Origin of the sequence: Idiomarina sp. A28L (assembly GCF_000218785.1) — a bacterium.
GTDB lineage: Bacteria > Pseudomonadota > Gammaproteobacteria > Enterobacterales > Alteromonadaceae > Aliidiomarina.
In genome coordinates this window covers 183,169-195,024 of record NZ_AFPO01000020.1, presented here as the reverse complement: position 1 = coordinate 195,024, position 11,856 = coordinate 183,169, and the positions used below count along the sequence as shown (strand labels likewise).

Sequence of the window (11,856 nt, the reverse complement as noted above, 5' to 3'; positions counted from 1 at the left end):
TGCCGTTATTAATGATTTGGAGAAACGTTTTATGCGCCTAGAAACACTCGCTTTGCATCATGGCTACACTGCTGATGAAACTATCCGTGCCGCGGCGGTGCCGATCTATCAAACAACATCGTTTACGTTTAAAGATACCCAGCATGGGGCTGATCTTTTTGATTTAAAAGTTGAGGGAAATATTTATTCTCGAATTATGAACCCCACCAATGCTGTGCTTGAACAGCGCATTGCTGAGATTGAGGGCGGAATAGGTGCTTTAGCGGTGGCTTCGGGTATGGCGGCAACGGCCTATACGATTCAAACCTTGGCCAGTGCTGGAGATAATATTGTAAGTATCAGCCAGCTATATGGTGGAACCTATAATTTCTTCGCACATTCGTTACCGCATCAAGGGATTGATGTGCGTTTTGCTGATGCCGATGATTTTACGGGTATTGCGGCCCTAATTGATGAACGAACAAAATTGTTGTTTTGTGAATCAATCGGTAACCCGGGTGGCAACATTGTTGATTTGCAAAAGCTTGCTGAGATTGCCCATGCCCACGGAATTCCGCTAGTAGTAGATAATACGGTAGCAACCCCTGTATTGTGCCGCCCGTTTGATCATGGGGCCGATATTGTTGTGCATTCACTAACCAAATATATTGGCGGCCACGGTACAACCATTGGCGGCATAATTGTTGATAGCGGAAAATTCGATTGGTCGGCGCAAGCCGAGCGTTATCCGCAGCTGAACAAGCCAGATCCTTCCTATCATGGTGTGGTATTTACAGAGGCGCTTGGCGAAGCTGCATTTATTGGTAGGGCTCGGGTAGTGCCACTGCGAAATACCGGTGCGGCGCTTTCTGCACAAAGTGCTTTCAATTTATTACAAGGGCTAGAAACCTTGGCTTTACGGGTAGAGCGCCATTGCGAGAACGCGCAAAAAGTAGCGGAATATCTTGTTCAGCACCCGCAAGTTACTTGGGTTAAATATGCTGGCCTACCTAATGATAAGTATCACCAGTTGGCGCATAAGATTAGTTCGGGCAAAGCTTCAGGAATCCTTAGTTTTGGTATTAAAGGTGGGTTGCCTGCAGCGGAAAAATTTATCGATTCACTACAGTTAATTTTACGCTTGGTAAACATCGGTGATGCTAAATCATTGGCGTGCCACCCAGCTTCTACTACCCACCGCCAGCTATCGGTCGAAGAGCTTGGTAAAGCAGGAGTGAGCGAAGATCTGATTCGGCTTTCGATTGGTATTGAGCATATCGACGATATTATTGCGGATATAGAACAAGCGCTCGCGGTTTAAATTTTTATTTTGAAAAGCATGTGGTTGTAAATAACGGCGGTTTGGTAAAGAAAACTTTACTAAATCGCCGTTTTTAATAAAAAGCTTTAATTTTTCGCCTGAAAATCGATGATTTCTTAGCCTATTTCAACCAATAATTAATCCAGTTTTGCAGTAGTTTGGTACCTTCTTCTTGCCATTGTGGCAGCGGTAACTCAAACGTTTCGCTATCAACAAAATAGTATTCAGGCGGCAGTGGCTCTAAGCCCTTTTGGAACTCCCGTTTAAATTCTTTCTGTAACGTATCGGCTTCGTATTCTGGGTGCCCAAAAATATAAGCTCTGCGGCGCGGCTCATCTACTGCATAAAAAGCGCCGGCATTAGGTGCTTGCATAATCACCCGAACTTCTGGGTGAGCGAATAGTTGGGTTTGCCTCGCTTCGGCGAAACGTGAATGCGGGAATTGAACGCCAGGTTCCATATGCTCAACGAGTGGATGGCGCCTTACAATTCGATGTTCATAGATGCCACTAATTTTTCGGCCGCGCAAGCGCCGAGGAATATTGTAGTAGTGATGCAGAGCGGCATTGGCAGCCCAGCACGAGTAGAGAGTACTGGTTGCGTAGTAAGAGCTCATATCAAATATTTCTTTTAGCTCATCCCAATACGGCACTTGCTCATATTCTTTATGGCCAAGGGGCGCTCCGGTAATCAATAAGCCATCGAAATCACTTTCCAGTGTTAATGGCTCGTAGAATTTGGCCATATGCTTTGCTTGTGCTGTTTTTGGGCGCCAAGTTGATAAACGAATAAAATGAACTTCCACGCTCTCTTTTAAATTCGCGAATAAACGCAGCCAATGACGTTCTGTTTCGGCATTATTCGGCATTAAGTTGAGGATGCCAATCGAATGCTTGCCTTTTTTATTTGGGGTATAGGCAATCGCAAGCCCTTCAGCTTGTAGCTCTTCAATTGCCGGCAGTGGCCGATGCAGAATTACTGGCATATTAGTGTATATTCCCAAATGCGTTATTCATCATAAATGTAACTGTATGATGACACTAGTGATTATTATCGGCAAGAGTGTAGTGTTTTGCAGCCATTTTTACGAATGAATTTGTAAAAAAAAAGCCGCCCAACGATTGCGTTGAGCGGCTCCTCTACAACCTTGCGGTTATTTCTTTATGGCTGAAAAATCGCGTTGAGCTTCACCGGTGTACAACTGGCGAGGACGACCGATTTTTTGGCTTTTTTCACTTAGCATTTCATGCCAATGTGAAATCCAGCCAACTGTGCGTGATAGTGCGAAAATCACGGTAAACATGTTGGTAGGAATGCCGATAGCTTTCAAAATGATACCTGAGTAGAAATCTACGTTCGGGTATAATTTCTTCTCAACGAAATATGGGTCTTCTAGCGCAATACGCTCTAATTCCATAGCAACATCGAGTAATGGATCTTTAATGTTTAAATCGCTTAATACTTCGTGGCATGTTTCACGCATTACTTTAGCGCGGGGATCGAAGTTTTTATAAACGCGATGGCCAAAGCCCATTAAGCGGAACGGATCATCTTTATCTTTTGCTTTCGCAATGAACTCAGGAATGCGATCAACAGAACCGATTTGCGCGAGCATTTTCAAACACGCTTCGTTAGCACCGCCGTGAGCAGGGCCCCATAATGATGCAACACCTGCGGCAATACATGCGTATGGGTTAGCGCCTGAAGAACCTGCTAAGCGAACCGTTGAAGTTGATGCATTTTGCTCATGGTCCGCATGTAAAGTGAAAATGCGGTCCATGGCTTTAGCAACAACAGGGTTTATTTCGTAATCTTCAGCCGGTACTGAGAACATCATGTTTAAGAAGTTTTCAGAATAGCTCAGGCTGTTTTTAGGATATACGAATGGTTGCCCAATATTGTGCTTGTAACTCATTGCTGCAATCGTTGGAATCTTAGCAATTAAGCGGTAGGCACTGCGAATACGTTGCTCGGGGTCAGCGATGTTCAAATCATCATGGTAAAAAGATGATAAAGCACCAGTTACCGCACAAAGCATAGCCATTGGGTGAGCATCACGGCGGAAGCCACCGAAAAATTCATGAATACCTTGATGCACCATAGTGTGATTGGTGATGGTTTCTTTGAATTCAGTGTACTGTTCTGTAGAAGGTGCTTCACCATGGATTAGCATATAGCAGACTTCTAAGTAATCAGCTTCAGTTGCTAATTGGTCGATTGGATAGCCACGGTGCAATAACACGCCGTTTTCGCCATCAATATAGGTGATTTTCGATTCGCAAGAGCCAGTAGCGAGAAAGCCAGGGTCGAAAGTGAAGTAACCGTGCTTGCCTAAGGTCCGTACATCAATTACATCGTGCCCAGCAGTTCCTGATAGAACCGGCAGCTCGATACTCTTGCCATCGATTTGAATAGTGGCTTTACGCTCAGCCATGGAAATCTCCTTGTATTCTGTGCGAGTGGTCTAAAACGAGTGGTCTAGAAAAGAGCGCTAGTTTTACTTGATTTAGGGGTGGTTTGTCAATTTTACGTAAGGATTAGAATAATGGATGTGTAATGTTACGAACTTACTACTTTAGTCTAGTTGAATTACTTATTGCATGATTGTAGGCCATATTTTAACAGGGTTTTAACTTTTTCGTTGAACCATATTTAAGCGCAGTGAGTAATTGTAATTGTGTGCTGTGGTAGATATACTTGGGCACACTGATTTCAACAGCGTTTTCAGATAAGGCAAACAGTTGTGAAAAAACAAAGACCTGTTAACCTGGAGCTGACCACAATCAGCTTCCCACCCGCAGCGATATCCTCCATTTTACACCGGGTTTCTGGTGTGATTATGTTGGTGTTAGTCGGCCTTTTGGTTTGGCTACTCGCAAAATCGTTAACCTCTCCTGAAGGATTCTCAGAAGCGCAGGCAATTTTTGCGCATCCGCTCGTACGTTTCCTTGTATGGGGCTTCCTAGCTGCTCTCGGCTATCATGTGCTGTCCGGTATTCGCCACATTTTCATGGACCTTGGGTTCGGTGAAGAAAAAGAATCTGGTAAAATTACAGCAGTGCTAGCAATTGCCGGTGGGGTTGTACTCGCTATCCTGGCAGGAGTTTGGTTATGGTAAAAATAGCATCTACATTCGGCCGCAGCGGCACGCACGATTTCATTTTAGTTCGTGCATCTGCAGTTATCATGCTGGCTTACACAATCTTTTTGGTTGCTTGGCTCGTATGTAATCCTGCAGTGGGTTATTCCGAGTGGGTAACGTTATACAGCCACCTTGGCATGAAAATCTTCACATTACTTACGCTTACCGGTTTGCTTATTCATGGCTGGATTGGTATTTGGCAAGTTCTCACTGATTATGTGAAGCACTCTCTCCTACGCGGCATTATTCAATTTATTTTTGTGATTGCACTGCTCGCGTACTGGTTCACCGGTTTGTTTGTATTGTGGGGTGTCTAAGTGAGCAACATGAAAGAACTTCAATTTGATGCAGTAGTTATCGGCGCTGGCGGCGCGGGTATGCGTGCTGCATTGCAAATTTCAGAAAACGGCATGAGCTGTGCGCTGATGTCGAAAGTATTTCCAACTCGTTCGCACACTGTATCAGCGCAGGGTGGTATCACCGTTGCACTAGGTAACGCGCACGAAGATGATTGGCAATGGCACATGTTCGATACTGTTAAGGGTTCTGATTATATCGGTGACCAAGACGCTATCGAATACATGTGTAAAACTGGCCCAGAAGCAATTTTAGAACTTGAGAATATGGGTTTACCTTTTTCTCGTTTTGAAGATGGCCGAGTTTATCAGCGTCCATTTGGTGGTCAATCTAAGAACTTCGGTGGTGAGCAAGCGGCGCGTACCGCAGCTGCAGCTGACCGCACAGGCCACGCTTTATTGCATTTGTTGTATCAGCAAAACGTAAAGAATAAAACTACTGTTCTTTCTGAATGGTACGCTCTCGATTTGGTAAAAAACCAAGATGGCGCGGTTACAGGTGTAACTGCCCTTGATATCGAAAGTGGCGAAGTTTTTCATATTAAAGCCAAAGCTGTAATTCTTGCTACCGGTGGTGCTGGCCGTATTTACGCCTCAACCACTAATGCGCACATTAACACCGGTGATGGTGTTGGTATGGCACTTCGTGCCGGTGTTCCAGTGCAAGATATGGAAATGTGGCAATTCCACCCAACTGGCATCGCAGGTGCTGGTTCTTTGGTAACAGAAGGTTGCCGAGGCGAGGGTGGTTACCTATTGAATAAAGATGGTGAACGTTTCATGGAGCGCTACGCGCCAAACGCGAAAGATCTTGCCGGCCGCGATGTTGTAGCCCGTGCAATGATGACAGAAATTCGCGAAGGCCGTGGTTGTGATGGCCCTTGGGGTCCACACATTAAGTTGAAACTAGATCACTTAGGGCGCGAAACCCTAGAATCACGCCTACCAGGTGTGTGTGATTTGGCAAAAACCTTTGCTCACGTAGATCCAGCTGAAGAACCAATTCCAGTAATTCCAACCTGCCATTATATGATGGGTGGTATTCCTACTGATGTGAACGGCCAATGTTTGCAAGTAGATGCAAAAGGGAATACTTCACCGATTCAGGGCTTGTTTGCCTGTGGTGAGATTGCCTGTGTATCTGTTCATGGCGCGAACCGCTTAGGTGGTAACTCACTACTTGATTTAGTAGTGTTTGGCCGTGCAACAGGCTTACATTTAGCTGATGCGTTAGCTGCGAACACTGAAGCCCGTGATGCTTCTGCCTCTGATGTAGATGCTGCAATGGCCCGTGTAAACCGCTGGAACAATACGCAGAAAGGCGAAGACCCGTTCAAAATTCGCAAAGATTTGCAGAATTGTATGCAAATGAACTTCTCGGTATTCCGTGAAGGCGATGCAATGAAAGAAGGCTTGCAAGAGCTTCGCGAAATTCGTGAGCGTTTAGACCATGCTCGTTTAGACGACACCAGTATGGACTTCAACACCACGCGTATTGAATGTTTAGAACTCGATAACTTAATGGAAACTGCTTACTCAACGGCTGTTTCTGCAAGTTATCGTGAAGAGAGCCGTGGAGCTCACAGCCGTGCCGATTTCCCAGAGCGTGATGATGAGAAATGGTTGGTACACACAGTGTATCGTCCTGAATCACAAACTATGGTAAATCGTGATGTGAATATGGCGCCTAAGCTGCGCGAGGCGTTCCCGCCGAAAGCGCGCACTTACTAAAAGGTTCAAACGATGAAAAAAATTACATTTTCGATCTATCGTTACAACCCTGAAGTGGATGAGAAGCCACACATGAAGGATTACACGTTAGAGCTTAAGGACGACCAAGATTTGATGGTGCTTGAAGCACTCATTAAAATTAAGGAAGAAATCGACCCAAGCCTTTCGTTCCGTCGTTCATGCCGTGAAGGTGTTTGCGGTTCTGATGGTTTCAATATTAATGGTAGAAATGGCTTAGCCTGTATTACTAGTTTATCGTCGTTAAAATCAAACAAGGTTGTGGTTCGCCCGTTACCTGGGTTACCAGTAATCCGTGATTTGATTGTGGATATGACACAGTTCTACAAGCAATATGAGAAAGTTAAGCCTTATCTGATCAATGATGATAAAACGCCACCTGCACGCGAACGCTTGCAGAGCCCTGAAGAGCGTGAAAAGTTAGATGGCCTGTACGAGTGTATTCTTTGTGCATGTTGTTCAACCTCATGCCCATCGTTCTGGTGGAATCCTGATAAGTTCGTAGGACCAGCAGGCTTACTGCATGCCTATCGATTCTTAGCGGATAGCCGTGATACGGCAACCGAAGAGCGTTTAGACGACCTTGACGATGCATTTAGTGTATTCCGATGCCATGGCATTATGAATTGCGTAAATGTTTGTCCGAAGGGGTTAAACCCAACCAAGGCTATTGGACACATCAAATCAATGCTACTGAGCCGCGCGGTTTAGCGAAACCGCAGGTTTTCTGATATAGTAGTGGTGAGTTGTAAAGATAGCCATCCCGCTACGGATGGCTATTTTTTTAAAAAAGAAACCTTTTTTATCAACGCGTATCTGCTGTTTTTTCGCAGTTCAAACCAGTGAAAGGAAAAGCAATGCAAGAAGGCGCAATGCAAGCCTGGATTGAGTCCTCGCAGTTTTCTGGAGGAAACGCAGCTTACATAGAAGAACTATTTGAGCTGTATTTAGACGACGCCGAAGCAGTACCTTCGGAATGGCGAGAGCTATTTGATAGCCTACCTAGCGATGGCTCAGCTATCGACGTTAAACATAGTGAAGTACGTGATCAATTCCGTGAAGCTGCGAAACAGAAGTTGAAACAGGCGGGGTCAGGCTCGCTTAATTCGGATATCGCAGAAAAACAGGTTCGCGTATTACAGCTAATTAATGCTTATCGCTTTCGGGGCCACCAACACGCCCAGCTCGATCCTCTCGGGTTATGGAAGCAAGAAACCGTGCAAGATCTTGATGCCCAGTTTCATGGCCTCACCAAAGACGACATGGACACCGAGTTCAATGTAGGCTCTTTAGTGATCGGCAAAGATACCGCCAAATTAAAAGATATTCAGCAAGCTTTAGAGGCCATTTATTGTGGTTCTATTGGTGCTGAATATATGCACATCGTTGATACAGGAGAAAAACGTTGGATTCAACAGCGCTTGGAATCACAACTCGGCAAACCAAAGTTTTCCGAAGAAGAGCGCAAGAAGACACTAAAAGATTTGATAGCCGCTGATGGCCTCGAAAAATATTTGGGTTCAAAGTTTCCGGGCGCTAAGCGTTTTTCATTAGAAGGTGGTGATGCACTTGTTCCATTAATGAAATCTTTAATTCGCCGAGCGGGTGCTAATGGCGCGAAAGAAGTTGTGATTGGTATGGCGCACCGTGGCCGTTTAAATTTATTGATCAACGTGATGGGCAAACACCCAAATGAGTTGTTTGATGAATTTGCCGGTAAGAACACCACAGATAAAGCCGGTGATGTAAAATATCACATGGGCTTTTCTTCTGATTTTGAAACTGAAGGTGGCAATGTTCACTTGGCACTGGCTTTCAACCCTTCGCACTTAGAAATCGTTAACCCAGTAGTTATTGGTTCAGTTCGCGCTCGTATGGATCGCCGTGGCTGTAAAGATGGTAGCCAAGCGCTGCCAATTACTATTCATGGCGATGCGGCTATTGCGGGCCAAGGTGTTGTGCAAGAAACCTTCAACCTTTCGAAAACGCGTGCTTATCAAGTAGGTGGTAGCATTCGCATCGTAGTGAACAACCAAGTTGGCTTTACTACTTCGAAACGCGAAGATGCTCGCTCTACACAATATTGTACTGATATCGCTAAAATGGTTCAGGCTCCGATATTTCATGTGAATGCGGATGACCCAGAAGCGGTTCTATTTGTATCTCAGCTAGCTATCGATTATCGCAACACGTTCAAACGTGATGTGGTGATTGATTTAGTATGTTATCGCCGCCATGGCCATAACGAGGCTGATGAGCCCAATGCAACGCAACCGCTGATGTATCAGAAAATTAAAAAGCATCCAGTTCCGCGGGAAATTTACGCGAAGCGTTTACTTGATGAAAAAGTGGTTGATGAAGATCATATTAAAAAGTTGGTTGCTGATTACCGTGATGCCCTTGATAAAGGTGATTGCGTAGTAGATGAGTGGCGGCCAATGAAAGCGCATTCAGTTGATTGGACTCCTTTCGTAGGGAATGAATGGGATGTTGATTACGATTCCAGCATTTCCAAAGACGAACTGCATGCGCTTGGAGAAAAAGTAAGCCATGTGCCGAAAGAGTTTAAATTGAACTCTCGCGTTGGAAAGGTTTACGAAGAACGCGCAAAAATGGCGAAAGGCGAGCGCAAGCTTGATTGGGGTATGGCAGAAACGTTGGCGTATGCTTCACTTGTGAAGCAAGGGCATCGTATTCGCATGACCGGACAAGATTGTGGCCGAGGTACATTCTTCCATAGGCACTCGGTGTTACATAACCAGAAAGATGCAGGCACATTTTTACCGCTAACTGCGATCGATAAAGATCAAGCGCCGATCGAAATCTATGATTCGGTGCTTTCGGAAGAAGCAGTAATGGCGTTTGAATACGGCTATGCAACCGCTGAACCAAATACAATGGTTATTTGGGAAGCGCAGTTTGGTGATTTCGCCAATGGAGCGCAGGTTGTTATCGATCAGTTTCTAAGCTCGGGTGAGCAAAAGTGGGGCCGCTTGTGTGGGTTAACACTATTGCTACCACACGGTTATGAAGGCCAAGGCCCTGAACATAGTTCAGCGCGGTTAGAGCGGTTCTTGCAGCTGTCAGCTGATCACAACTGGTCGGTTTGTGTACCTACAACTCCAGCTCAGGTATTTAATATGTTGCGCCGTCAACAGCTTCGCCCTGTGCGTCGCCCGTTGATTGTAATGACACCAAAATCGCTATTGCGCCATCCTGATGCAGTATCGAGCTTGGATGAATTAGCAATTGGTAAGTACCAAAATGTTATCGGTGAAATCGATGACCTTGATTCGAAAAAAGTAAAACGCGTCGTGTTCTGTAGTGGTAAAGTTTACTACGATCTGTTGTCTGCTCGCCGTGAGAATGAGCAAACTGATGTGGCTATTATTCGGGTAGAACAGCTTTACCCGTTCCCGCATGAAGAGATGGCAGAGGTTTTGAAAGATTACCAACATGTGAAAGAGTTTGTTTGGTGTCAGGAAGAACCACAGAACCAAGGCGCCTGGTATTGTAGCCAGCATCATTTCCGGGAAGCGATTCCTGATGGTGGTAAGTTACAGTATGCCGGACGGGCTGCTTCTGCTTCACCAGCGGTAGGATACGCATCGGTGCATAAAGAACAGCAAGAAAAACTCGTTAACGAAGCGTTAAGTATTTAACAGGTGAGATGAAATCATGGCGATTGAAATCAAAGTACCAGAATTACCGGAATCCGTAGCGGATGGCACTATCGCAACTTGGCACGTTAAGGAAGGCGATAAAGTAAGCCGTGACCAAAACCTGGTAGATATCGAAACCGATAAAGTTGTACTCGAAGTAGTTGCAGAGGCCGACGGCGTGATCGGTAAGATTTCTGCAGAAGAGGGTGCTACGGTGAAATCTAAAGAAGTTATCGGCAGTATTGAAGAAGGTGATGCTTCCGAAAGCTCTGATTCTGATGATAAAGAAGAATCAAAGAAAGAAGCAGCCGCTGATAAAGAAGATACTTCTTCAGAAGAAAAAAGCTCAGACGAAGAGAGCTCTGATGAAGAAAACTCTGATGAAGATGCTTCTGGCGAAGAAATTGAGGTTAAAGTTCCTGAGTTGCCAGAATCAGTATCAGAAGCAACGATTGCAGCTTGGCATGTAAAAGCCGGTGATAAAGTAAGCCGTGATCAAAACTTAGTTGATATCGAAACCGATAAAGTTGTTTTGGAAGTTGTAGCTGAAGCTGATGGTGTGCTTAGTGAAATTATTCACGATGAAGGCGCTAACGTTGGTGCCAAAGATGTGATTGGTAAAATCATCAAAGGTGGCGAGGCTAAATCTGAAGGCAAATCTGCGAGCACTAAAGAGAGCTCGAACGATAGCGGTTCAGATAAAGATTCCGATGCAGTAAGCCCTTCAGTGCGCCGTTTGCTTGCTGAGAAAGATTTAAGCGCAAGCGATGTTAAAGGTACTGGTAAAGATGGCCGTATTACTAAAGAAGACGTTGAAAAACACGTGAAATCAGCCGGTGATAAAAAATCTGAGAGTAAATCTGAAGCTAAATCAGAAAGCAAGCCAGCTGCAGTAAGCGGTGATCGCACACAGAAACGTGTAGCCATGACCCGTTTGCGCAAAACCATTGCTAAGCGTTTGCTTGAAGCGAAAAATTCAACAGCAATGTTAACGACGTTCAACGAAGTGAACATGAAACCAATCATGGACCTTCGCAAAACGTATCAAAAAGAATTTGAAGAGCGCCATGGCATTCGCCTAGGCTTCATGTCTTTTTACGTGAAAGCAGTTGTTGAAGCATTAAAACGCTTCCCTGAAGTAAATGCATCGATCGATGGTGATGAAATTGTTTATCACAACTACTTCGATGTCAGCATTGCGGTTTCAACGCCTCGTGGTTTGGTAACACCTGTGTTACGCGATTGCGATAAGTTGAGCTTGGCTGAAATTGAAGCAGGCATCAAAGAGTTAGCGATTAAAGGCCGCGATGGCAAGCTAACTATGGATGAAATGCAAGGCGGTAACTTTACAATCACTAACGGTGGTGTGTTTGGTTCATTGCTTTCAACGCCTATCTTAAACCCACCACAAAGCGCAATTTTGGGTATGCACAAAATCCAAGATCGGCCAATGGCGGTTGATGGCAAAGTTGAAATTCTGCCAATGATGTATCTGGCGATGTCTTATGATCACAGAATCGTTGACGGTAAAGAATCGGTAGGCTTCCTAGTTACCGTTAAGAACCTGCTAGAAGATCCTCAGCGTTTATTGCTGGATATCTAAAGGCACTTCGGCGGTAGCCATTTAGGGCTACCGCTGTCATTTTG

The 11,856-nt window shown here is 45.0% G+C and carries 9 protein-coding genes; 7 read left to right on the top strand and 2 right to left on the bottom strand.

Annotation, left to right across the window (positions count from 1 at the left end):
- The first annotated feature begins 31 nt into the window (after window positions 1-31).
- Entirely contained in the window at window positions 32-1,300 is a 1,269-nt protein-coding gene (locus tag A28LD_RS07750) for an O-acetylhomoserine aminocarboxypropyltransferase/cysteine synthase family protein (RefSeq protein WP_007420526.1), read from the top strand.
- 121 nt (window positions 1,301-1,421) lie between these two features.
- Here the strand turns inward: A28LD_RS07750 and A28LD_RS07745 are convergent, their stop codons facing one another.
- Together A28LD_RS07745 and gltA are read right to left on the bottom strand one after the other, a co-directional pair.
- Window positions 1,422-2,285, bottom strand: coding sequence for a homoserine O-acetyltransferase/O-succinyltransferase family protein (locus A28LD_RS07745; protein ID WP_007420525.1), 864 nt, complete (start codon window positions 2,283-2,285; stop codon window positions 1,422-1,424).
- 168 nt (window positions 2,286-2,453) lie between these two features.
- Window positions 2,454-3,734, bottom strand: a complete 1,281-nt coding sequence (gene gltA / locus A28LD_RS07740) for a citrate synthase (RefSeq protein ID WP_007420524.1) — start codon at window positions 3,732-3,734, stop codon at window positions 2,454-2,456.
- 309 nt (window positions 3,735-4,043) lie between these two features.
- Between gltA and sdhC the strand changes: the two genes are divergently transcribed.
- From sdhC to odhB, 6 genes are all read left to right on the top strand, one after another.
- Complete coding sequence (gene sdhC, locus A28LD_RS07735) at window positions 4,044-4,418, top strand: succinate dehydrogenase, cytochrome b556 subunit (RefSeq protein WP_007420523.1); 375 nt, start codon at window positions 4,044-4,046, stop codon at window positions 4,416-4,418.
- Window positions 4,412-4,759, top strand: coding sequence for a succinate dehydrogenase, hydrophobic membrane anchor protein (sdhD, locus tag A28LD_RS07730; protein WP_007420522.1), 348 nt, complete (start codon window positions 4,412-4,414; stop codon window positions 4,757-4,759). The genes sdhC and sdhD overlap by 7 nt, the downstream gene beginning before the upstream one ends.
- Before the next feature lie 9 nt (window positions 4,760-4,768).
- On the top strand, window positions 4,769-6,529 hold the full coding sequence (gene sdhA, locus A28LD_RS07725) for a succinate dehydrogenase flavoprotein subunit (RefSeq protein WP_007420521.1): 1,761 nt from the start codon (window positions 4,769-4,771) through the stop codon (window positions 6,527-6,529).
- 12 nt (window positions 6,530-6,541) lie between these two features.
- Window positions 6,542-7,258 carry a succinate dehydrogenase iron-sulfur subunit gene (locus tag A28LD_RS07720; RefSeq protein WP_007420520.1) on the top strand — a complete coding sequence of 239 codons (717 nt, stop codon included), beginning with the start codon at window positions 6,542-6,544 and terminating at the stop codon, window positions 7,256-7,258.
- Window positions 7,259-7,404: 146 nt separating this feature from the next.
- Window positions 7,405-10,209, top strand: a complete 2,805-nt coding sequence (locus A28LD_RS07715; RefSeq protein ID WP_007420519.1) for a 2-oxoglutarate dehydrogenase E1 component — start codon at window positions 7,405-7,407, stop codon at window positions 10,207-10,209.
- A gap of 16 nt (window positions 10,210-10,225) precedes the next feature.
- Complete coding sequence (gene odhB / locus A28LD_RS07710; RefSeq protein ID WP_007420518.1) at window positions 10,226-11,812, top strand: 2-oxoglutarate dehydrogenase complex dihydrolipoyllysine-residue succinyltransferase; 1,587 nt, start codon at window positions 10,226-10,228, stop codon at window positions 11,810-11,812.
- The last annotated feature ends 44 nt before the right edge of the window (window positions 11,813-11,856 follow it).